This is a genomic window from Pseudomonas rubra (assembly GCF_028656935.1).
GTDB lineage: Bacteria > Pseudomonadota > Gammaproteobacteria > Pseudomonadales > Pseudomonadaceae > Aquipseudomonas > Aquipseudomonas rubra.
The window spans coordinates 15,767-37,043 of record NZ_JAMDGZ010000049.1 but is presented as its reverse complement, the minus strand read 5'-3'; the positions used below and the strand labels follow the sequence as shown (position 1 = coordinate 37,043).

The window sequence follows — 21,277 nt, the reverse complement described above, 5'->3', positions numbered from 1 at the left end:
GCAGGCCATGCTAGGGAGGCAATGCGAAGGTTGTGTGGCGGGGGAGCAAAAGTTGCCGATAGTGGTATAGGCAGATTTGGGTGTCTGTGGGAGCGGGCTTGCCCCGCGATAGCGATTTATCAGTGACATCGCTATCGCGGGGCAAGCCCGCTCCTACAATGCCGCCACTTCCTGGGCCAGGCCCAGAAAAGCCGCCGGCAACCGCGCCTGGCGCCGCTCCTTGAGGCAATACAGGTACTCATGCATCAGTGGCGCCCCCTCAAGGCTCAGCACCCGCAACTCCGGGTTATGCGGCACTTCATGGCGGGCAATGATGCTGATGCCGATGTTGCGCAACACCGCCTCGCGAATCGACTCGCGGCTGCCGATCTCCAGCACCGAGCCGACCTTCACCCCCGCCGCTTCCAGCATCTGCTCGGTCAACTTGCGCGTGGTCGAGCCCTGCTCACGCACCAGCAAGCAATGCCCGGCCAGGGCCGACAGCGGCAGCGACTCGCGACTGGCCAGCACATGGTTGCGGTGCACCGCCACCACCAGTGGATCAGTACCCAGTACCCGTCGCACCAGGCGCGTGTCCTCGACCAGTTGCGACGAGGCTGCCAGGTCCACCCGATAGTCTTCAAGCAGTTCCAGCACCTGCTGGGAGTTGCCGATCTCCACCGACACCTCCACCTGCGGCAGGCGCTCGCGGAAGATCTTTACCAGGTCAAGAATGTAGTAAGGCGCAGTGGCGGCGATACGCAGGCTGCCCTGGCCCTGGCCGCTGTTACGCAGGAAGAACTCGATATCGGCTTCCTGCTGCAGCAGGGCCTTGACCATCGGCAGCAGCCGCGTTCCGTCATCACTGAGGGTCAGCCGGCGCCCGCCACGGTAGAACAGCTCGACCGCGTACTGGCTTTCCAGGTTGCGGATCTGCGTGGTCACCGTCGGTTGGCTGAGCCCGAGTTTCTTCGCCGCCAGGGTAATGCTGCCCAGGCGGGCAACCATGTAGAAGGCTTTCAACTCGGAACTCAGCATACATCCTCTATTTACGCAGCAATCGCAGGCCGTTGAAGACCACCAGCAAACTCACGCCCATGTCAGCGAACACCGCCATCCACATGGTTGCCATGCCGGCGAAGGTAACCGCCAGGAAGATTGCCTTGATCCCCAGGGCCAGGACGATGTTCTGGGTCAGGATCGCCGCACTCTGACGCGAGAGCCTGACGAAGGCCGGGATTTTGCGCAAGTCATCATCCATCAGCGCCACGTCGGCAGTCTCGATGGCGGTGTCGGTACCGGCCGCCGCCATGGCAAAGCCGATCTCGGCGCGGGCCAGCGCCGGCGCATCGTTGATACCGTCACCGACCATGCCGACCCGATGGCCCTGGGCGTACAGGTCTTCGATGGTCTTGAGCTTGTCAGCCGGCAGCAGGTTGCCATAGGCCTGATCGATGCCGACCTGGGCGGCAATGGCCTGAGCCGTGTGCGGATTGTCGCCGGTCAGCATGACAGTCTTGATACCCAGCTCATGCAGTTCGGCAATCGCCTCGCGGCTGCTGTCCTTGACCGTGTCGGCGACAGCGAACAGCGCCAGCGGGCCGGACTTGTCGAGCAGCAGCACGACGGTCTTGCCCTGGCGCTCCAGTGCATCGAGCCGGGCTTCAAGCTGCGACGAGCACAGGCCCAGTTCTTCGACCAGGCGATGGTTGCCCAGGTGATACAACTCACCGTCAATCTCGCCGCGCACGCCACGGCCAGCCAGTGCTTCGAAGGCTGCAACCTCGCTCAGGGGCAGCTGTTGTTCATTGGCAAACACGGCAATGGCGCGTGATACCGGGTGGTCGGAACGGTCGGCGAGGCTAGCCGCCAACGCCTGGGCACGGTCCTGGAACAGCGGTTCGAGCACTTCATGGTCGGTTTGCACCGGCTTGCCATGGGTAATGGTGCCGGTCTTGTCCAGGGCCAGGAAGTCGAGCTTGCGCCCGCCTTCCAGGTACACCCCGCCCTTGACCAGGATGCCTTTGCGCGCTGCTGCAGCCAGGCCACTGACGATGGTCACCGGTGTAGAAATCACCAGCGCACAAGGGCAGGCCACCACCAGCAACACCAGGGCGCGGTAGATCCAGTCGAACCAGGCGCCAGCCATGAACAGCGGCGGAATCACCGCTACCGCCAGAGCGAAAGCGAACACGGCCGGGGTGTAGATGCGCGAGAACTGGTCGACGAAGCGCTGGGTCGGCGCCCGCGCGCCCTGGGCTTCTTCCACTGCCTTGATGATCCGCGCCAGGGTCGATTGCCCGGCCGCAGCGCTCACCCGGTACTCCAGCGCACCGGCCTGGTTGATGGTCCCGGCGAACACCTTGTCGCCCGGCCCCTTCTCCACCGGCAGGCTCTCGCCGGTGATCGGCGCCTGGTCGATGCTCGACTGGCCGCTGACCACCTCGCCGTCCAGGCCGATGCGCTCGCCGGGGCGCACGCGCACCAAGGCACCCAGGGCGACCTGCTTGACGTCCAGCTCGCGCCATTGGCCATCGACCTGCTGCACCGTGGCAAGGTCCGGGCTCAACTGCATCAGCCCGCCGATGGCATTGCGTGCGCGGTCCAGCGAGCGCGCCTCGATCAGCTCGGCGACGGTAAACAGGAACATCACCATGGCCGCTTCCGGCCATTGGCCGATCAGCACCGCACCGGTCACGGCGATACTCATCAGCGCATTGATATTGAGGTTGCCGTTTTTCAGGGCAATCCAGCCCTTCTTGTAGGTGCCCAAGCCACAACTGAGGATCGACACCAAAGCGACCAGCGCCACCACCCACGAAGGCGCAAGCTCAGCGAAGTGAATGGCTTCGGCGCCCAACGCTGCCACACCGGCCAATGCCAGCGGCCACCAGTGTTTTTTTGCGGGTGCCGGGGTAGCGGCAGGCTCTTCGGCAGAATCGCTCAGGGGCTCAGCCTGCATGCCCAGCGAGGCAACCGCCTGCTCGATGGCGACGGTGTCGGCATGGGTATGACGCACGCCCAGAACACGGTTGATCAGGTTGAATTCCAGCTGCTCGACTCCCGCCAGCTTGCCCAGCTTGTTCTGGATCAGGGTCTGTTCGGTCGGGCAATCCATGGCCTCGATGCGAAAACGGCTCAAGCGCGCGCCGGCACTGCTGGCTTCACTTAGCTGCACCAGGGCCGGCGCGGCGTCGTGGGAGCAGCAGCTGTGGGCGTGGTCATGCTTGGCATGATCGTGGGGGTCTTTACCGGGGGTGTGGCTGACAGGCTGATTCATGGGTTCATCCTTAAATGTCCTGTTGCCAAGTGAACACCCTGTAGCCACTATAGGGTCAAGCCACTTGTCGAGGTATTTGCAGATGAAGATCGGAGAACTGGCCAAAGCCACCGACTGTGCAGTGGAAACCATCCGTTACTACGAACGGGAAAACCTGCTGCCGGAGCCGGCGCGCAGCGAGGGCAACTACCGGATGTACACCCAGGCTCACGTCGAGCGCCTGACCTTCATCCGCAACTGCCGCACCCTGGACATGACCCTGGAAGAAATCCGCAGCCTGCTGCGCCTGCGCGACAGCCCGGAAGACCAGTGCGAAAGCGTCAATGCGTTGATCGACGAGCACATCCAGCACGTCAAGGCGCGGATCGATGGGCTGCAGGCGTTGCAGGCACAACTGCTGGAACTGCGCCAGCACTGCCATCCCCAGGAGGTTCAGTGCTCGATCCTGCAGCATCTTGAGGTCAATGGTGCGGTGACGGCGCCAGAGGCGGAGCCTTCACATGTGGGCAGAAGCCACGGGCACTGATTGAGGGACCTGTAGGAGCGGGCTTGCCCCGCGATGCGATACGACTGACAGATCGCTATCGCGGGGCAAGCCCGCTCCTACAGACACATAGCCTGACAGTGGGTCAGACCGCCATCGGCGCCGTCATCGGCGCGTGGTGCTCGTAGCCTTCGAGGCTGAAGTCGCTCGGCTCGATCTTCTCCAGCCACTCTGGCTCGTACACGCCAGTCTTGGCGAATTCCGGCACACGCTCATTGATCACCAGCTTCGGCGCCGCCAGCGGCTCGCGCTTGAGCTGCTCATTGAGCATATCCAGGTGGTTCTCGTAGACGTGCGCATCACCGATGAAATAGGTGAACCAGCGCGGCGTGTATCCGGTCAAGCGACCCATCAGCGACAGCAGGGCAGCGCCTTCGGTGAGGTTGAACGGTGTGCCCAGGCCCAGGTCATTGGAACGGATGTAGAGGGTCAGGGAGATTTCCCTGGTCTCGACATTGGGGTGGAACTGGTACAGCAAGTGGCACGGCGGCAGGGCCATTTCGTCGAGCTGGGCGCAGTTCCAGCCGTGGAACAGGATGCGCCGGCTGCCCGGGTCGTTGTGGATGGTGTCGATGCACTGGCGGATCTGGTCGATGGCCTTGTACAGCACGACGAAGGCTTCGCCATCTTCTTCGGCCTGGGCGATCTGCTGGAAGCCCTGGCTCTTGGCCAGTTCGATGGCGGCCGGGTTGCTCAGTGGGATGCGCTTGTAGGCCGGCCACTGGCGCCATTGCACGCCGTAGATCTCGCCGAGGTCGTCATGGCCCTGGCGGAACGGGTTGGCCAGCCACTGGGCGTTTTCGTTGGCGTTCTGGTCCCAGACCTTGCAGCCCAGCTCGCGGAACTCGCCCGCGTTCCTCACCCCGCGCAGGAAGCCGACCATCTCGCCGACCGCCGACTTGAACGCCAGCTTGCGGGTGGTGATGGCCGGGAAGCCCTTCTGCAGGTCGAAGCGCAGCATGGCGCCTGGCAGGCTGATGGTGCGGATGCCGGTACGGTTACCCTGCAGGGTGCCGTTTTCGATCACGTCGCGGACCAGATCTAGATACTGTTTCATGGCTTACCTGTAGCTAGGACGGCAGGGGATCACCCTGCCGTGGAAATTCAAACGGCGGCCTTGGCCGTAGGTTTGCGGTTGTAGGCCCACCAGATCAGGCCGATGCCACCGAGGATCATCGGCACGCAAAGCAACTGACCCATGGTCAACCAGCCAAAGGCGATGTAGCCAAGCTGGGCGTCGGGCACCCGCACGAACTCCACAATGAAGCGGAAGATCCCGTAGAACAGCGCGAACATGCCGGAAACCGCCATGGTCGGGCGCGGTTTGCGCGAGTACAGCCAGAGAATCAGGAATAATGCCACACCTTCCAGGGCGAACTGGTACAGCTGCGACGGGTGACGCGGCAACTGCGCCGGATCGCTGAACGGCGGAAAGACCATGGCCCACGGCACGTCGGTGGCCTTGCCCCACAGCTCGGCGTTGATGAAGTTGCCGATACGCCCGGCGCCCAGGCCGATCGGCACCAGCGGTGCGACGAAGTCCATCAGCTCGAAGAACGACTTGTTGTTGCGCTTGCCGAACCACAAGGCCGCCAGCATCACACCGATGAAACCGCCGTGGAACGACATGCCGCCCTTCCACACTTCGAAGATCAGCGCGGGGTTGGCCAGGTAGGCGTGCAGGTCGTAGAACAGCACGTAGCCCAGGCGGCCACCGACAATTACCCCCATCGACAGCCAGAACACCAGGTCGGAGAGTTTCTCGCGGCTCCAGCTCGGATCGAAGCGATTGAGGCGACGCGAGGCCAGCAGCCAGGCGCCGCCGATGCCGACCAGATACATCAGGCCGTACCAATGGATTTTCAGCGGACCCAGGGCCACGGCCACTGGATCGATCTGCGGGTAAGGCAGCATGGTGACTCCTCTCGTTAAAGCAAAAAGCTCAGGCCGACGCAGAACAGCAGCGCGGCAAATAGCCGTTTGAGCAAGCGTGGCGACAGTTTATGCGCCAGGCGCGCGCCGAAGCGGGCGAAAAACATGCTGGTCAGGGCAATCCCCAGCAGCGCTGGCAGGTACACAAAACCCAGACTATGCGCTGGCAGGTGCGGGTCGTGCCAGCCCAGCCAGATGAAACTCAGGGCGCTGGCCACGGCAATCGGGAAACCACAGGCCGACGACGTCGCCACCGCCTGCTGCATGGGCAGGCTGCGCCAGGTCAGGAACGGTACGGTCAGCGAGCCGCCACCAATGCCGAAGATCGCCGAGGCCCAGCCGATCACGCTACCGGCGACGGTCAACGCGGGCTTGCCGGGAACACCGCGGCTGGCCTTGGGCTTGAGGTCCAGGGCCATCTGCGCAGCGATCACCAGGGCAAACACACCAATGATCTTTTGCAGCATCGGGCCCTGGATCGCCGAGGCGGTCTTGGCACCGATACCGGCACCGATCAGGATGCCCAAGGTCATCCAGACGAAAATCGGCCACTGCACCGCGCCTTTGCGCTGGTGCTCGCGAATGGCATTGACCGAGGTGAAGACAATGGTCGCCAGCGAAGTCCCCACCGCCAGGTGGGTCAGCACCGAGGCGTCGAAGCCTTGCAGGGTGAAACTGAACACCAGCACCGGCACGATGATGATGCCGCCACCGACGCCGAACAGCCCGGCCAGTACGCCTGCACAGGCGCCTAGCGCCAGATAGAGCACGAATTCCATTGTCGCCCCCGTAAATTCAGTCCGGCATGGTAACGGAAGGTAGGCCTGTGGCTCTAGTGAAGATAAAGTGAGGGAAACACAAAGGACCCCCTATGTGCCTGATCGTCTTCGCCTGGCGGCCCGGACATGCCCGGCCCCTGATCGTTGCGGCCAACCGCGACGAGTTCTATGCACGCCCAACCCAGGCCCTGGCGCCATGGGAAGATGCGCCGGGCGTCTATGCCGGACGTGACCTTGAAGCTGGCGGCACCTGGCTGGGCGTAGGCCCGGCTGGCCGTTTCGCCGCGCTGACCAACATTCGCGACCCGCAGCAGGCCCTGGGCGCACGCTCAAGGGGCGATCTGGTGGCGGCATTCCTGCACGGCGAGCTGAGTGTCGAGGCGTACCTGGATCAGGTGGCCAGCCGCAGCCAGCAGTATTCAGGGTTCAATCTGCTGGTGGGTGACAGCCGGCAACTGGGCTATCTGAATGCCCGGCAAGCCACTCCGCGCTTGCTGACTGAGGGCGTGTACGGTTTATCCAATGCGGGCCTGGATACACCCTGGCCAAAACTGCTCAAGGCGCGGGCGGGGCTACAGCAGCATTTGGCCGACCCACAGCCGCAGCGCTTGCTGGAGCTGCTTGGGGATAACCTGCAAGCGGCGGACACTGAGCTGCCGGAGACCGGCGTGGGGCTTGGGACCGAGCGCTTGCTGTCGAGCGTGTTTATTGCCAGCCAGAACTACGGGACGCGGGCCAGTACTGTGCTGATCGTCGAGGCGGATGGGCGGCGCAAGCTGGTGGAGCGCAGTTTTGGGCCGTTTGGTGGGCACCTGGGGGAGGTGTGCTTGCAGGTTTGACGCTATCGCTGGCAAGCCAGCTCCCACAGGGTGGTGCATGCAGGTCCATTGTGGGAGCTGGCTTGCCAGCGATGGGCTGCAAAGCCGCCCAAAAGTCACAGGGCCTTGCCAACTCCAGGCCCGATCATCCGCGCCAGACCCAGGTTCTTCAGGGCCAGTTGCAGCGAGCTGTGGATAACTTGCGGGTTGTCGATACCCATGGCCTGGGCCAGCAATTCCTTGGACTTGCTCAGGCTGACCTGGCGCAACATCCACTTCACCTTGGGCAGGTTGGTGGCGTTCATCGACAGGCTGTCGAAACCCATGGCCATCAACAGCACCGCCGCCGCCGGATCACCGGCCATCTCGCCGCAGATACTCACCGGCTTGCCTTCGGCGTGGGCATCGCGCACCACGTTCTGCAGGGCCTGGAGTACCGCCGGGTGCAGGTAGTCATAGAGGTCGGCGACCCGCGGGTTGTTGCGGTCAACTGCCAGCAGGTACTGGGTCAGGTCGTTGGAACCGACCGAGAGGAAGTCCACCTGGCGCGCCAGCTCGCGGGTCTGGTACACCGCAGCGGGGATTTCGATCATCACCCCCACCGGCGGCATCGGTACGTCGGTGCCTTCGTCGCGCACTTCGCCCCAGGCCCGGTGAATCAGGTGCAGGGCTTCTTCGAGTTCGTGGATGCCGGAAATCATCGGCAGCAGGATGCGCAGGTTGTTCAGGCCTTCACTGGCCTTGAGCATGGCGCGGGTCTGCACCAGGAAGATTTCCGGGTGGTCGAGGGTGACGCGAATGCCGCGCCAGCCAAGGAACGGGTTGTCTTCCTTGATCGGGAAGTACGACAGCGCCTTGTCGCCGCCGATATCCAGGCTGCGCATGGTCACCGGCAGCGGGTGGAAGGCCGCCAGTTGCTCGCGGTAGATCGCCAGCTGCTCCTTTTCGCTGGGGAAGCGCTGGTTGATCATGAACGGCACTTCGGTGCGGTACAGGCCGACGCCTTCGGCGCCACGTTGCTGGGCGCGAGCAACATCGGCGAGCAGGCCGGTGTTGACCCACAGCGGCATTCGGTGGCCATCGAGGGTGATACACGGCAGTTCACGCAGAGCATCCAGGCCCTGGGCCAGCTGACGCTCTTCTTCGACCACTTCGGCGTACTGCTTGCGCAGTACGTCACTGGGGTTGGTATAGACCTCGCCCTTGTAGCCATCGACGATCATGTCGATGCCGTCGACCTTGGAATACGGCAGGTCGACCAGGCCCATGACCGTCGGGATGCCCATGGCCCGGGCCAGGATGGCGACGTGGGAGTTGCCCGAGCCCAGTACCGAGAGCAGGCCGACCAGCTTGCCTTCCGGTACTTCGCCGAGCATCGCTGGGGTCAGTTCTTCGCTGATGAGAATGGTGTTGTCCGGATAGACCAACGACAGCTGACGGGCCTCCTGCAGGTAGGCCAGCAGTCGCCGGCCCAAATCCTTCACGTCCGAAGCCCTCTCGCGCAGGTAGGCGTCGTCCATCAGTTCGAAGCGATTGACGTGCTCGCCCACCACCTGGCGCAACGCGCCCTGGGCCCACTGGCCGGTCTTGATCACCTGCACCACTTCACCGCCCAGGGCCGCGTCTTCGAGCATCATCAGGTAGACGTCGAACAGCGCGCGCTCTTCCGGGCGCAACTGGGTGGCAAGCTTGGCGGAGAGGTTGCGCATGTCTTCGCGCACCCCCTCCAGGGCGTTGTTGAACAGTTTCAGCTCGGCGTCGATGTCATCAACGCTCTTGTCCGGCACCACGTCGAGGTCGGCCGGTGGCAGCATGACCACCGCCTTGCCCACCGCAGCGCCGGGTGAACCGGGCACGCCGACGAACTTGGCCTCCTGGATACCCTTGCCCTGGCGGCCCAGGCCGCGGATCGAACCGGTGGCCTCGGCATGGGCGATAACCCCAGCCAACTGCGCGCTCATGGTCACCAGGAAGGCTTCTTCGCCCTCGTCGAACTGGCGCCGCTCCTTTTGCTGGATGACCAGCACCCCGACCACGCGGCGGTGGTGGATGATCGGCGCACCGAGGAAGGAGGCAAAACGTTCTTCGCCGGTTTCGGCAAAGTAGCGATAGCGCGGGTGGTCGGCGGCGTTTTCCAGGTTCAGCGGCTCTTCGCGAGTACCCACCAGGCCGACCAGGCCCTCGTTGGGCGCCATGCTGACCTTGCCGATCGAGCGCTTGTTCAGGCCTTCGGTGGCCATCAGCACGAAGCGGTTGGTCTCGGGGTCGAGCAGGTACACCGAGCAGACCTGACTGCCCATGGCCTCTTTGACACGCAACACAATGATCCCCAACGCCGTCTTGAGATCCTTGGCGGAGTTAACTTCCTGGACGATCTTGCGCAGCGTATTGAGCATGGCTCGGGGTCGAACTCCGTCGTCAGTCGCGCGCCAGCAGGCGCGGGGCAAGCTCTTTGAGAGCGCGGCGGTAAACCTCGCGCTTGAATGTCACCACCTGGCCCAGCGGATACCAATAGCTGACCCAGCGCCAGCCGTCGAACTCCGGTTTACCGGTCAGATCCATCCGCACCCGCTGCTCATTGGAGACCAGGCGCAGCAGGAACCATTTCTGTTTCTGGCCGATGCACAGCGGTTGGCTGTGGGTACGGACCAGGCGTTGGGGTAAACGATAACGCAACCAGCCGCGGGTGCAGGCAAGAATTTCAACATCGTCTCGCTCCAGCCCCACTTCTTCGTTCAGCTCGCGGTACAGGGCATCTTCCGGCGTTTCCTCGGGGTTGATACCTCCCTGGGGAAACTGCCAGGCATCCTGGTTGATCCGTCGAGCCCATAGCACCTGCCCAAGATCATTCGTCAGAATGATCCCGACATTGGGGCGAAAACCATCGGGGTCGATCACGGCAGCAACCTCGCAAACGCATGTCACGGCATTGTTCCACAAAGGTCACGAAGCCAGCAACGCGCCTGTTTACCTTATGTGCACCGATGTGAAAAGTCCGTATTCTGTGGGACTTTTCAGATGTTATGCGAGTGACTTCAATGCGCCTGGCTTTATTCGATCTGGACAATACTCTCCTTGGCGGCGACAGCGACCACGCTTGGGGCGATTACCTGTGCGAACGCGGCATTCTCGACCCGGTCGAGTACCAGAACCGCAACGACGCCTTCTATCAGGATTACCTGGCCGGCAAGCTCGACCTCAATGCCTACCTGAACTTCAGCCTGGAAATCCTCGCGAGCACAGAGATGGCCCAACTCGACGAATGGCATCGCGACTTCATGCGCGATTGCGTCGAGCCGATCATCCTGCCCAAGGCCCTGGCCCTGCTGGAAAAGCACCGCGCCGCTGGCGACAAACTGGTGATCATCACCGCTACCAACCGGTTCATTACCGGCCCGATTGCCAAACGCCTGGGCGTGCAGACCCTGCTGGCTACCGAATGCGAAATGGTCGACGGCCGTTTCAGCGGCCGCAGTACCGATATACCCTGCTTTCGTGAAGGCAAGGTGACGCGCCTGAACCGCTGGTTGTTGGAAAACGGCTACAGCCTGGACGACAGCTACTTTTACAGCGACTCGATGAACGACCTGCCGCTGCTGGAGCAGGTCACCCACCCGGTGGCGGTCGACCCCGACCCGAACCTGCGCGCTGAAGCCCAGAAGCGCGGCTGGCAGGTGCTCAGCCTGCGCGACTGATGCCTGAGCGGCCGCTGTCTCCCCGGCAGCGGCTTCAGCTTGGCTTGGCGACCATCAGGTAGAAAATCACCATGAACGCCAGGAATGCCGGCCAGCCCAGGCCAAACCACCAGCGCATGTAGCTGGCTGCCTTCATCGGCATTGGCGTTTCATCCCGTTGCGCCTGCTCGGCCATCTTGTGCACGCGGATTTGCAGCCAGACCACCGGCAACCAGCAAATCCCGGCAAACACATACAGGCCAAAACTCCACATCAACCAGCTCTGGTGCGGTGGCCATCCGGCCAGCAGCACCAGGCCGATGCCGCTCAACGGCTGGAACACCGCGGTGGTCGCGGTAAATGCCCAGTCGGCGAACACCAGGTGTTTGAAGGTGGCCGCGATCACTTCGACCTTGCCGGTGCGCCAGGCACGCAATGCGTAGTAGGCCGAACCGGCACCCAGGCCGAACAGCACGGTGGAAGACAGGATATGCAGGGTTTTGAGCAGCAGGTAAGCACTCATCGACGCGGTTCAGTCCATAGAAGCCAAAGGGTTGCCACCATCATCACCAGGTTCTTGGCGACGGCAGCGTAAGGGTCGAACCAGTAGTGCGGCAGGATCAGGCTGATGATCAGCGTGTAGCCGAGCATCAACAGCAGTTGCGCCTGCAGCGCCCGGCGCCGCCAGCGGCGCAGCAACAGGCCGATGCCCAGGGCGAAATCACACAGCGAGCCGGCAATCACTGCCAGGGTGGCGGGCAAGCCCTGCAAGCCTGCTTCGGCAAGAATGCGCAGGCCCCAGTCGTGGCCAGGGCCAAGGCTGACCACGGCAGTACCCAACCAGATCAATACCAGCACCGCCAGCATCAGCGGGCGCAACGCCAATTGGCTGCTCTGGGCGGCGATCGGCCAGGTTGCCAGCCGCGAGGCCAGCGGTGCGCAGCGATAACCGCTGTGCTCGGCAAGGATGCCGGGGTCGGCGCAGTTATCGCACTGGGCCATGTTCAGGCTCTGACTGTTCAGTGCCCGCCAGCCCAGGCGATCGCCAAGCCATGCCGCAGGTCGGGCGAACAGTGACGGCACTGCCACGTAGCGGGCCGGTGCCCAGCCCTGTGCGGCGCGCAGGTTATCCAGAACCTGCGCCAAAGTCATTTGCTGCGGGCCGACCAACGGCACGACACAGGGGAGCGCTGGCCACTGGCGCAACAACGCCAGTACTGCAGCACTCAAGTCGTCGATATGCAGGGGTTGCAACTGCGCCTTGACGCTCAACAGCGGGATCAATGGCCAAGGCGACAAGCGTGCCAGCCACTGGCTGCTGGTCCCGCCTGCACCGAGCACCAGTGACGGGCGCAGGACGACTGCCGGAACACCCAAGCCCAGCAGGTAGTCGTCTGCACGCGCCTTGCTGGCCAGGAACGGTACATCGGCCTGTTCACCGGCCCCTAGTGCGGAAATCTGCAAAACCCGAACGCCGCGCTGCGCCGCCAGGTCGAACAGTGCACGGGTACCCATGTCCTGGGTCAGCGACAGTTCGCCCTCCCGAGTGCTGAGCACGCCAGCGGCATTGATCAGCAGGTTGATACCATCGGGCAACGCATAAGCCTTGGGATCTAGCGCCAGCCGGTCGAGGTCGAGGGTTTGCCAGGTAACTCCGGGCAACAACGCCGGTTGCGGATGGCGGCTGGTCGCAACCACCTGATGGCCGCCCGCCTGCAACGCATGCAAAAGATGGCGACCCACAAACCCTGTGGCCCCCACCAGTAAAACTTTCATGACGATCCTTATCGTTTAAACCGGCTTGGCACCCATCAGCCCGGCGATGGCAATGAAACAGACCCCACTGAACACCGCCAGCGCCAGGGTGAAGGTCGGGTTACCCACGGTCGGCGCCGTGCGCAGGCGGTTGACCCGCGCCAGCAGCCAGAACCAGCTGAAGGCGCCGAAGGTGTAGATCACGCTGGAACCCAGCACCCAGGTCTGGCCCAGCGGCCAGCCGATCAGGTGCACCAGCCACCAGCCGGTGAACGGCATGCTCACAAGGCAAATGCCCATCAACAACCAGACAAACACCAACGGCCTGGCCATCAGCCGTGCGGGGGCACCGGCGTCACCTTTGCGGCGCGCCATAAAAGTCCAGATCGCCAGCCCCAGTGCGCTGCCCAGCAGCAACACGGTGGCCAGGATATGGACGGTTTTCAGGGTCGTCAGCAGTTCCATTTCTTTTATCTTCCTCAGGCGTTACCCAAAAGCCTAGACGCTCAGCCCAGGAACAGCCGGTACGCTGGATTATCGGTTTCGTCCCAGTACGGATAGCCAATCTTGGCCAGTGCCGCCGGCACCAAGTGGCGCTCATCATCCGGTACCTGCAGGCCGGCGACCACGCGACCATCGGCCGCGCCGTGGTTGCGGTAGTGGAACATCGAGATATTCCAGCGCCCGCCCAGCTTGTTGAGGAAGTTGAACAGCGCGCCCGGGCGCTCGGGGAATTCGAAGCGCAGCACCAGCTCATCGCTGACCCGCGCCGCGTGGCCGCCGACCATGTGGCGGATGTGCAGCTTGGCCAGTTCGTTGTCGGTCAGGTCGAGTACCGGAAAGCCTTGCTCGGTCAGGCTCTGGATCAACGCACTGCGCGGGTCGGTGTCCGGGTGGGTCTGCACGCCGACGAAAATGTGCGCTTCGCCGTCGGCATGGTAACGGTAGTTGAATTCGGTAATCTGGCGCTTGCCGACCGCCTCGCAGAAGGCCTTGAAGCTGCCCGGCTGCTCGGGAATGGTCACGGCGATGATGGCTTCGCGGCCCTCGCCCAGTTCGGCGCGCTCGGCCACATGGCGCAGGCGATCGAAGTTGACATTGGCGCCGGAATCGATGGCTACCAGGGTCTGCCCGGTCACGCCATTGAGTTCGACGTACTTCTTGATCCCGGCGACGCCCAGGGCGCCGGCAGGTTCGGTGATCGAGCGGGTATCGTCGTAGATATCCTTGATGGCCGCGCAGATTTCGTCAGTACTGACGGTGATCACCTCGTCGACATGGTCCTTGCAGATATCGAAGGTATGCTGGCCGATCTGCGCCACCGCCACACCATCAGCAAACAGCCCGACCTGGGGCAGCACCACACGCTCACCCGCAGCCATGGCGGCTTGCAGGCAGTTGGAATCGTCCGGCTCGACGCCGATCACCTTGATCTGCGGGCGCAGGTACTTCACGTAGGCCGCGATACCGGCGATCAGGCCACCGCCACCGACCGGCACGAAGATCGCGTCCAGCTCGCCAGGGTGCTGACGGAGGATTTCCATGGCCACGGTGCCCTGCCCGGCAATGGTGTGCGGATCGTCATAGGGGTGGATGTAGACAAAGCCCTTCTCGTCCACCAGCTTCAGCGAATAGGCCAGCGCCTCCGGGAACGAATCACCGTGCAGCACCACCTTGCCACCGCGCGAGCGCACGCCTTCGACCTTGATCTCGGGGGTGGTCTTGGGCATCACGATGGTGGCCTTGATCCCCAGCTCACGGGCCGCCAGGGCCACACCCTGGGCATGGTTGCCGGCCGAGGCGGTGACCACGCCACAGGCCAGCTCTTGGGCACTGAGCTGGGCCAGCTTGTTGTAGGCACCGCGGATCTTGAAAGAAAACACCGGCTGCAAGTCTTCACGCTTGAGCAGGATGTTGTTGCCCAGACGCTTGCTCAGCTGGCCGGCGGTCTGCAATGGTGTTTCGACGGCGACGTCGTAAACGCGCGAGGTGAGGATCTTCTTGACGTACTGTTCGAGCATCGAAAGCATCACTGAGCGGTTGGGCGAGGTTTGCGAGTCTACCCCAGCGCCCTGTCGGGCGACCACAGCAAGGCCGGGGTATTAGCCGCTATACTAGGCGCCTTTAAGATACTCCTCCCCGTTTCGGAGCCCGCATGACCCAGGACCAACTCAAACAGGCTGTCGCCCAGGCCGCTGTCGATTTCATTCTGCCCAAGCTCGACGACAAGAGCATCGTCGGCGTCGGCACCGGCTCGACTGCCAACTGCTTCATCGACGCCCTGGCCAAGCACAAGACCGCCTTCGACGGCGCCGTGGCCAGCTCCGAAGCGACCGCCGCACGCCTGAAGGGTCACGGTATTCCTGTGTATGAGCTGAACACGGTCAGCGACCTGGAGTTCTACGTCGACGGCGCCGACGAAAGCGACGAGCACCTGAACCTGATCAAAGGCGGTGGCGCGGCCCTGACCCGCGAGAAAATCGTTGCCGCGGTGGCCAAGACCTTCATCTGCATCGCCGATGCCAGCAAGCTGGTCCCGGTGCTAGGCGCCTTCCCGTTGCCGGTCGAAGTGATCCCCATGGCCCGCAGCCATGTGGCACGCCAGCTGGTCAAGCTCGGTGGTGACCCGGTGTACCGCGAAGGCGTGCTGACCGACAACGGCAACATCATTCTGGATGTGCACAACCTGCAGATCACCAACCCGGTCGAACTGGAAAGCCAGATCAACGCCATCGTTGGCGTGGTCACCAATGGCCTGTTCGCGGCGCGGCCGGCTGATTTGCTGTTGTTGGGCACCGCAGAAGGCGTGAAAACCCTCAAGGCTTGATGCCTAACTTGTAGGAGCGGGCTTGCCCCGCGATAGCGGTGTGCCAGGCTAACCGCAATCGCGGGGCAAGCCCGCTCCTACAGCGGTTTCTTGAACACGTAAAACAGGTTCGGTTCGCTGACCAGGTAGATGGTCCCGGCATCATCCATGGCGATGCCTTCGGCCTGCGGCACACTCTTGCTCAAGCCCTGAAAGCCCTTGCGCAGCGACAAGGTACTCAGCGGTTTACCCTGCACATCCAGCTCCAGCACCAGCTGCGACTCATCCGACAGCGCCAGCAAGTGGCCGCTGCGTTCATCGAACTGCAAACTCGACAGGTCACGCACGAACAGCCGCGAATCGCGCTTGCGGTCCTGCACCACATGCACCGCGTACGGCTGTTCGGGGTTGTCATGGGGGAAGCCGTGGACCTCGTAGATCAGCATCGGGTCACGCTCCTTGGCCACGAACAGGCGCTTGCCCGCCGAGTCATAGGCCAGGCCTTCAAAGCCTTTATTGCCATTGAGGCCGATGCCCAGGGTCAGCTGTTCGGCGTCCTTGGCATCGAGAAACGGAGTATCGTCGTCGAGGCGCACGCGAATCAAACGCTGCTCGCGCTCATCGGTGATGACATAGCTATTGGCGCCGACATACTCCACCGCCTCCGGATCACCAAAACCGGTCAACGGCACGCGGCGCAGGATGCGCCCGTCCAGCGACAGCTCGATCAGTTCGGGGCTTTTGTTGGTGACGGTGAACAGGCTGTTGCGATCAGGATCGAAGGTCAGCGCCGAGATGTCTTCATCCAGCCCCTCGATGGGCTTGGCCTCAAGCACCACCTGGTACTGGTCCAGGCCGATGCTCTGCTCAAAAGGCTGCCACCAGGTCTTGAGATTGAACCAGCCGCGTTCGAACAAGCGATACTGCTGCCCTGCTACGGCAACCAGGAGCAAGGCAAGCAGGCTCAACGCCAGGAAAATCAGCGGCAGACGTATGTAACGGCGCATTCAGGTGGACTCATTAAGTGACAGCCTGAATCTTCCCACACTCAACTGAAGCGAAACTTAATCACGGCGTAGGAAAAGCCTGAAATCAGGGCTTGTTAAAACGATAGAACAGGTTCGGCTCACTGACGATGTACAGCGTGCCCTTCTCGTCCATCGCCACACCTTCAGCCCGCGGGATACGCTTTTGCAACCCGTTGAAACCACCGAGCAGGGTCATGAAGCTGACCTGCTCACCCTTCTCGTCCAGCTCCAGCAGCATGTTGGAATCTGCCGAAAGCACCAGCAGATGACCGGTGCGCGGGTCAACGCCAAGGGCGGAAAGGTTGCGCAGGTCCAGTTCTTCGCTAGGCAGTGCCTGCTTGTCACCGGTCAGCGGACTATGACCGTCGCTGCGCCAGGTAAACAACGCCGGTGGCCGCTCTTCGCCGAGGATGATGCGTTGCTGCATAGGGTCCCAGGCAACCGCCTCGAAGGCCTTGTTCTGGTTCTGCGAAGGGCCGAGGTCGTACTGCGGGAAGTCGGTGATGTTCAGCGAACGGGTATCAGCAGCCAGAGTGACGATGGTCATTTTGTGCGCGCGTTCATCGACGATTGCCAGGCGCCCGCCCTCAAGTACCGCGACGCCTTCAGGGTTGCTCCACCCTACCAGGGGAATCTTGCGCAACACGTCGCCTTCCAGGGTCAATTCGACCAGGAACGGGTTCTTGCCCATGACCGCGAACAGGGTTTTGCTCACCGGGTTGTAGGACAGGTCGGAAGCTTCATCCTCCTCCATGCCCGGCAGCACCTTGGCATCGATATCGACCTGGTAGTCCGGCAGCCAGATGCTGGCCTGTTGCTCGACCTTGCTTTCGAAACGCTCCTGCAACCAGAGCAGGCCACGGTCATCCCAATGCATGGCAATCGCCACGCCGTAGCCGATAATCGCCGCCGCGACCAACCAGGTGGACCAGCGCAAGGCCAGGCCACGCTTGCGCGCAGGCGGCAGGGAGTTGCTCGATGGAAGCGGAGTGGCCATGGGTTTGTGCTCTTTTTGCCAGTTGATAACACATTACCGGCACGTTCGCTGAGCCAGGTCCGCAAGTATTATCCGGATAGATTGTGAAAAAAATGGCAAAAGCCGACGGACAGCCTAGCAGCCAGTGTTCCTGGCTGCCAGGCCGCCGGGTTAGAGCACTTGGCCTTCGAAACGGCTGGCACCTGGCAGCTCTATCACCAGCGTATCGCCAGGATTGAGCGGGCCGACGCCAACCGGGGTGCCGGTGAGGATCACATCACCGGCCAGCAGCGAAAACTGCGTGGCCATGTGCTGGATCATTGGCACGATCGGGTTGAGCATCAGCGCGCTGTTGCCGTCCTGGCGCACTTCACCATTGAGGGTCAGGCGGATACCGATGTCTTTCAGGTCTTCAAAAGCGCTGACCGGCACGAACGGCGGCAACACGCAGGCACCATCGAAGCACTTGGAACGCTCCCACGGCAGACCTTTTTCCTTCAATTGCGCCTGCAGGTCGCGCAGGGTCAGGTCCAGGGCCGGAGCGAAGCCGGAGATGGCGTCGAGCACTTCTTCTTCGGTCGGACGGGTGGACAGCGACTTGCCGAGCAACACGGCAATTTCCGTTTCGTAGTGCACCGAACCGCGTTCAGTCGGGATCTTGAAGCCGCCGTCGAGCGGCACTACGCAACTGCCTGGCTTGATGAACAACAGGGGTTCAGTCGGGATCGGGTTATCCAGCTCTGCTGCGTGCTCTGCATAGTTGCGCCCGATGCACACCACCTTGCCCAACGCAAAGTGAATACGCGTGCCGTCTACATACTGGTGCTGATAGCTCATTACCGACTCCTGGCGCTATTGGATGCTCTTGTGCCTGTGGCTTATTCGACAGCGAAAATCTTGCCCGGGTTCATGATCCCGTTGGGATCGAACGCCGCCTTCACTGCTTTCATGTACTGGATTTCGACCGGCGAGCGGCTGTAGGTCAAGTAATCGCGCTTGGTCATGCCGACACCGTGCTCGGCGGAAATCGAGCCGTTGTACTTCTGGACCGTCTCGAACACCCACTTGTTCACCGTTGCGCACTTGGCAAAGAACTCGTCCTTGCTCAGATTATCCGGCTTGAGGATGTTCAGGTGCAGGTTGCCGTCGCCGATATGGCCGTACCAGACCACTTCGAAGTCTGGATAGTTATCTGCGACGATCGCGTCAATGTCCTTGAGAAACGCCGGTACTTTCGACACGGTGACCGAAATATCGTTCTTGTACGGGGTCCAGTGCGAGATGGTTTCGGAGATGTATTCACGCAGCTTCCACAGGTTCTGCAGTTGCTGTTCGCTCTGGCTCATGACGCCATCGAGCACCCAGCCCTGCTCGACACAGTGCTCGAACGTCGCCAGGGCATCGTTGGCCACCTCCTCGTTGCTGGCTTCGAACTCCAGCAAGACATAGAACGGGCAATCGGTCTCGAATGGCGCAGGCACGTCGCCGCGGCCCATGATCTTAGCCAACGCCTTGTCGGAAAAGAACTCGAAGGCTGTCAGGTCGAGCTTGGCGCGAAAGGCGTGCAGCACCGGCATGATCGAATCGAAGTCCGGCGTGCCGAGGACCATGGCCGTGAGGTTGTTCGGCGCCCGGTCCAGGCGCATGGTCGCCTCGACCACGAAACCGAGGGTGCCCTCGGCGCCGATGAACAACTGGCGCAGGTCGTAGCCTGTGGCGTTCTTGATCAGGTCCTTGTTCAGCTCGAGCAGGTCGCCCTTGCCGGTGACAACCTTGAGGCCGGCCACCCAGTTGCGGGTCATGCCGTAGCGAATCACCTTGATCCCGCCGGCATTGGTGGCGATATTGCCACCAATCTGACTGGAACCTGCCGAAGCGAAGTCCACCGGATAATACAGGCCCTTGTCTTCGGCAAAATCCTGCAGTTGCTGGGTAACCACCCCCGGCTGACAGACCACCGAGCGGTCGAACTCGTTGAAGTCGAGAATCTGGTTCATGTAGTCGAAGGCCACGACCACTTCGCCATTGGCCGCAACCGCCGCTGCCGACAAGCCGGTGCGACCGCCTGACGGCACCAGCGCGACCTTGTGCTGGTTGGCCCAGCGGACGATGGCCTGCACCTGTTCGATGCTCTTGGGGAAGACGATGGCCGAGGGCGCGGGAGCGAAGTGCTTGGTCCAATCCTTGCCGTAGGCGTCAAGGGAAGCCGCGTCGGTCAGCACCTTGCCGGGCTCTACCAGGGTCATCAGCTCATCAATCAGCGCAAGATTGGTCATCGATAGAACTCTCGAACTATTCATAGTCACCCTGAGCACTCTTCACGTCCCAGGGATGGGCGTATCGGGGGGTACTCATGCTAGCATACGCCCCCCGCTGATCGTGCTTCAGGCCGATGCTGCGAGAGCTTCACTTCCCTGCCATTTTTCTCCGGGACACAGGTTTACGCAGATGAGCAAGACTTCTCTCGATAAGAGCAAGATCAAGTTCCTTCTTCTCGAAGGCGTCCACCAATCCGCCGTGGACGTCCTCAAGGCCGCCGGGTATACCAGCATCGAGTACCTCACCGGTTCTCTGCCCGACGCTGAGTTGAAAGAAAAGATCGCCGACGCCCACTTCATCGGCATCCGCTCGCGCACCCAACTGACCGAAGAGGTTTTCGACTGCGCCAAGAAACTGGTCGCTGTCGGCTGTTTCTGCATCGGTACCAACCAGGTTGACCTGAACGCCGCTCGCGAGCGCGGTATCGCCGTGTTCAACGCGCCCTACTCCAACACCCGTTCGGTGGCCGAGCTGGTGCTGGCCGAAGCGATCCTGCTGCTGCGCGGCATCCCCGAGAAAAATGCTTCCTGCCACCGTGGTGGCTGGATCAAGAGCGCGGCCAACTCTTTCGAGATCCGCGGCAAGAAGCTGGGTATCGTCGGCTACGGCTCGATCGGCACCCAACTGTCGGTCCTGGCCGAAGGCCTGGGCATGCAGGTGTTCTTCTACGACCCGCTGACCAAGCTGCCATTGGGCAACGCCACCCAGGTCACCAGCCTGCACGAGCTGCTGGGCCTGGCCGATATCGTCTCGCTGCACGTGCCTGAGCTGCCATCCACCCAGTGGATGATCGGTGAGAAAGAAATCCGTGCGATGAAGAAGGGCTCGATCCTGATCAATGCCGCCCGCGGCACCGTGGTCGAGCTGGATCACCTGGCTGCGGCAATCAAGGACAAGCACCTGATCGGCGCCGCCATCGACGTGTTCCCGGTCGAGCCGCGCTCCAACGACGAGCAGTTCGAAAGCCCGCTGCGTGGCCTGGACAACGTGATCCTGACCCCGCACATCGGCGGTTCCACCGCTGAAGCCCAGGCCAACATCGGTCTGGAAGTGGCCGAGAAGCTGGTCAAGTACAGCGACAACGGTACCTCCGTGTCGTCGGTCAACTTCCCTGAAGTGGCCCTGCCGGCGCACCCGGGCAAGCACCGCCTGCTGCACATCCACGAAAACATTCCGGGTGTACTCAGCGAAATCAACAAAGTGTTCGCCGAAAACGCAATCAACATCTCCGGTCAGTTCCTGCAGACCAACGAGAAAGTCGGTTATGTGGTGATCGACGTTGATGCCGAGTACTCGGACCTGGCCCAAGAAAAACTGCAACACATCAAGGGCACTATCCGTTCCCGCGTTCTGTTCTAAGTTAGTTCTAGCGGCACATCGCGGGGCA

The 21,277-nt window shown here is 62.2% G+C and carries 20 protein-coding genes; 5 read left to right on the top strand and 15 right to left on the bottom strand.

All coding sequences use genetic code 11. The annotated features are described in order from the left end of the window. Nucleotides 1–153: 153 nt before the first annotated feature. A complete protein-coding gene (locus tag M5G17_RS21835; RefSeq protein ID WP_273894953.1) occupies nt 154–1,017 on the bottom strand; it encodes a LysR family transcriptional regulator in 864 nt (287 codons plus the stop codon). A 7-nt stretch (nt 1,018–1,024) separates the two neighbouring features. Continuing rightward, nucleotides 1,025–3,259, bottom strand: a complete 2,235-nt coding sequence (locus tag M5G17_RS21830) for a heavy metal translocating P-type ATPase (RefSeq protein WP_273894952.1) — start codon at nt 3,257–3,259, stop codon at nt 1,025–1,027. Between the two features lie 82 nt (nt 3,260–3,341). On the opposite strand from M5G17_RS21830, the gene cadR reads away from it, so the two are divergent. Continuing rightward, nucleotides 3,342–3,785 carry a Cd(II)/Pb(II)-responsive transcriptional regulator gene (cadR, locus tag M5G17_RS21825; protein ID WP_273894951.1) on the top strand — a complete coding sequence of 148 codons (444 nt, stop codon included), beginning with the start codon at nt 3,342–3,344 and terminating at the stop codon, nt 3,783–3,785. A 103-nt stretch (nt 3,786–3,888) separates the two neighbouring features. On the opposite strand, the gene M5G17_RS21820 is transcribed toward cadR, so the two are convergent. The 3 genes from M5G17_RS21820 to M5G17_RS21810 are packed head-to-tail and all read right to left on the bottom strand — an operon-like array spanning nt 3,889 to nt 6,514. Further along, a complete protein-coding gene (locus M5G17_RS21820) occupies nt 3,889–4,860 on the bottom strand; it encodes a thymidylate synthase (RefSeq protein WP_273894950.1) in 972 nt (323 codons plus the stop codon). Nucleotides 4,861–4,907: 47 nt separating this feature from the next. Next, nucleotides 4,908–5,717 carry a prolipoprotein diacylglyceryl transferase gene (gene lgt, locus M5G17_RS21815; RefSeq protein WP_273894949.1) on the bottom strand — a complete coding sequence of 270 codons (810 nt, stop codon included), beginning with the start codon at nt 5,715–5,717 and terminating at the stop codon, nt 4,908–4,910. A gap of 14 nt (nt 5,718–5,731) precedes the next feature. After that, the gene (locus tag M5G17_RS21810; protein WP_273894948.1) at nt 5,732–6,514 is read right to left on the bottom strand and encodes a sulfite exporter TauE/SafE family protein; all 783 of its coding nucleotides are present in this window, start codon (nt 6,512–6,514) and stop codon (nt 5,732–5,734) included. Between the two features lie 92 nt (nt 6,515–6,606). On the opposite strand from M5G17_RS21810, the gene M5G17_RS21805 reads away from it, so the two are divergent. Continuing rightward, a complete protein-coding gene (locus tag M5G17_RS21805; protein WP_273894947.1) occupies nt 6,607–7,353 on the top strand; it encodes an NRDE family protein in 747 nt (248 codons plus the stop codon). 95 nt (nt 7,354–7,448) lie between these two features. Here M5G17_RS21805 and ptsP read toward each other — a convergent pair whose 3' ends face one another. Beyond that, a complete protein-coding gene (gene ptsP / locus M5G17_RS21800) occupies nt 7,449–9,728 on the bottom strand; it encodes a phosphoenolpyruvate--protein phosphotransferase (protein WP_273894946.1) in 2,280 nt (759 codons plus the stop codon). Between the two features lie 22 nt (nt 9,729–9,750). Then, on the bottom strand, nt 9,751–10,230 hold the full coding sequence (locus M5G17_RS21795; protein WP_010222140.1) for an RNA pyrophosphohydrolase: 480 nt from the start codon (nt 10,228–10,230) through the stop codon (nt 9,751–9,753). 140 nt (nt 10,231–10,370) lie between these two features. Between M5G17_RS21795 and M5G17_RS21790 the strand changes: the two genes are divergently transcribed. Then, nucleotides 10,371–11,027 carry a histidinol-phosphatase gene (locus M5G17_RS21790; RefSeq protein ID WP_130262355.1) on the top strand — a complete coding sequence of 219 codons (657 nt, stop codon included), beginning with the start codon at nt 10,371–10,373 and terminating at the stop codon, nt 11,025–11,027. Nucleotides 11,028–11,061: 34 nt separating this feature from the next. Here M5G17_RS21790 and M5G17_RS21785 read toward each other — a convergent pair whose 3' ends face one another. From M5G17_RS21785 to ilvA, 4 genes are read right to left on the bottom strand one after another with little or no spacing between them, the layout of a single operon-like run. Beyond that, nucleotides 11,062–11,529, bottom strand: coding sequence for a DUF2269 family protein (locus tag M5G17_RS21785; protein ID WP_273894945.1), 468 nt, complete (start codon nt 11,527–11,529; stop codon nt 11,062–11,064). After that, nucleotides 11,526–12,782, bottom strand: a complete 1,257-nt coding sequence (locus M5G17_RS21780) for an SDR family oxidoreductase (protein WP_273894944.1) — start codon at nt 12,780–12,782, stop codon at nt 11,526–11,528. The genes M5G17_RS21785 and M5G17_RS21780 overlap by 4 nt, the downstream gene beginning before the upstream one ends. Nucleotides 12,783–12,797: 15 nt before the next feature. Next, the gene (locus M5G17_RS21775; RefSeq protein ID WP_273894943.1) at nt 12,798–13,226 is read right to left on the bottom strand and encodes a DUF2269 domain-containing protein; all 429 of its coding nucleotides are present in this window, start codon (nt 13,224–13,226) and stop codon (nt 12,798–12,800) included. Nucleotides 13,227–13,267: 41 nt separating this feature from the next. Next, complete coding sequence (gene ilvA, locus M5G17_RS21770) at nt 13,268–14,782, bottom strand: threonine ammonia-lyase, biosynthetic (protein WP_273894942.1); 1,515 nt, start codon at nt 14,780–14,782, stop codon at nt 13,268–13,270. Between the two features lie 134 nt (nt 14,783–14,916). Between ilvA and rpiA the strand changes: the two genes are divergently transcribed. Continuing rightward, on the top strand, nt 14,917–15,588 hold the full coding sequence (gene rpiA, locus M5G17_RS21765) for a ribose-5-phosphate isomerase RpiA (RefSeq protein WP_273894941.1): 672 nt from the start codon (nt 14,917–14,919) through the stop codon (nt 15,586–15,588). 77 nt (nt 15,589–15,665) lie between these two features. Here rpiA and M5G17_RS21760 read toward each other — a convergent pair whose 3' ends face one another. The 4 genes from M5G17_RS21760 to M5G17_RS21745 all read right to left on the bottom strand — a co-directional run bounded on the left by M5G17_RS21760 (nt 15,666) and on the right by M5G17_RS21745 (nt 19,847). Continuing rightward, nucleotides 15,666–16,574 carry an SdiA-regulated domain-containing protein gene (locus M5G17_RS21760; RefSeq protein WP_273894940.1) on the bottom strand — a complete coding sequence of 303 codons (909 nt, stop codon included), beginning with the start codon at nt 16,572–16,574 and terminating at the stop codon, nt 15,666–15,668. A gap of 85 nt (nt 16,575–16,659) precedes the next feature. Beyond that, nucleotides 16,660–17,592 carry an SdiA-regulated domain-containing protein gene (locus tag M5G17_RS21755; protein WP_273894939.1) on the bottom strand — a complete coding sequence of 311 codons (933 nt, stop codon included), beginning with the start codon at nt 17,590–17,592 and terminating at the stop codon, nt 16,660–16,662. A 150-nt stretch (nt 17,593–17,742) separates the two neighbouring features. Next, complete coding sequence (locus M5G17_RS21750; RefSeq protein WP_273894938.1) at nt 17,743–18,408, bottom strand: fumarylacetoacetate hydrolase family protein; 666 nt, start codon at nt 18,406–18,408, stop codon at nt 17,743–17,745. Between the two features lie 41 nt (nt 18,409–18,449). Beyond that, entirely contained in the window at nt 18,450–19,847 is a 1,398-nt protein-coding gene (locus M5G17_RS21745; protein ID WP_273894937.1) for an FAD-binding oxidoreductase, read from the bottom strand. Between the two features lie 172 nt (nt 19,848–20,019). Between M5G17_RS21745 and serA the strand changes: the two genes are divergently transcribed. Then, entirely contained in the window at nt 20,020–21,249 is a 1,230-nt protein-coding gene (gene serA / locus M5G17_RS21740; protein ID WP_130262336.1) for a phosphoglycerate dehydrogenase, read from the top strand. The last annotated feature ends 28 nt before the right edge of the window (nt 21,250–21,277 follow it).

Coding starts and splice junctions, on each gene's coding strand:
- ilvA (WP_273894942.1), bottom strand. CDS start 14,782: ATGCTCGAACAGTACGTCAAGAAGATCCTCACCTCGCGCGTTTACGAC.
- ptsP (WP_273894946.1), bottom strand. CDS start 9,728: ATGCTCAATACGCTGCGCAAGATCGTCCAGGAAGTTAACTCCGCCAAG.
- M5G17_RS21780 (WP_273894944.1), bottom strand. CDS start 12,782: ATGAAAGTTTTACTGGTGGGGGCCACAGGGTTTGTGGGTCGCCATCTT.
- M5G17_RS21745 (WP_273894937.1), bottom strand. CDS start 19,847: ATGACCAATCTTGCGCTGATTGATGAGCTGATGACCCTGGTAGAGCCC.
- lgt (WP_273894949.1), bottom strand. CDS start 5,717: ATGCTGCCTTACCCGCAGATCGATCCAGTGGCCGTGGCCCTGGGTCCG.
- M5G17_RS21835 (WP_273894953.1), bottom strand. CDS start 1,017: ATGCTGAGTTCCGAGTTGAAAGCCTTCTACATGGTTGCCCGCCTGGGC.
- rpiA (WP_273894941.1), top strand. CDS start 14,917: ATGACCCAGGACCAACTCAAACAGGCTGTCGCCCAGGCCGCTGTCGAT.
- M5G17_RS21805 (WP_273894947.1), top strand. CDS start 6,607: ATGTGCCTGATCGTCTTCGCCTGGCGGCCCGGACATGCCCGGCCCCTG.
- M5G17_RS21810 (WP_273894948.1), bottom strand. CDS start 6,514: ATGGAATTCGTGCTCTATCTGGCGCTAGGCGCCTGTGCAGGCGTACTG.
- M5G17_RS21775 (WP_273894943.1), bottom strand. CDS start 13,226: ATGGAACTGCTGACGACCCTGAAAACCGTCCATATCCTGGCCACCGTG.
- M5G17_RS21790 (WP_130262355.1), top strand. CDS start 10,371: ATGCGCCTGGCTTTATTCGATCTGGACAATACTCTCCTTGGCGGCGAC.
- serA (WP_130262336.1), top strand. CDS start 20,020: ATGAGCAAGACTTCTCTCGATAAGAGCAAGATCAAGTTCCTTCTTCTC.
- M5G17_RS21760 (WP_273894940.1), bottom strand. CDS start 16,574: ATGCGCCGTTACATACGTCTGCCGCTGATTTTCCTGGCGTTGAGCCTG.
- M5G17_RS21830 (WP_273894952.1), bottom strand. CDS start 3,259: ATGAATCAGCCTGTCAGCCACACCCCCGGTAAAGACCCCCACGATCAT.
- M5G17_RS21785 (WP_273894945.1), bottom strand. CDS start 11,529: ATGAGTGCTTACCTGCTGCTCAAAACCCTGCATATCCTGTCTTCCACC.
- cadR (WP_273894951.1), top strand. CDS start 3,342: ATGAAGATCGGAGAACTGGCCAAAGCCACCGACTGTGCAGTGGAAACC.
- M5G17_RS21750 (WP_273894938.1), bottom strand. CDS start 18,408: ATGAGCTATCAGCACCAGTATGTAGACGGCACGCGTATTCACTTTGCG.
- M5G17_RS21820 (WP_273894950.1), bottom strand. CDS start 4,860: ATGAAACAGTATCTAGATCTGGTCCGCGACGTGATCGAAAACGGCACC.
- M5G17_RS21755 (WP_273894939.1), bottom strand. CDS start 17,592: ATGGCCACTCCGCTTCCATCGAGCAACTCCCTGCCGCCTGCGCGCAAG.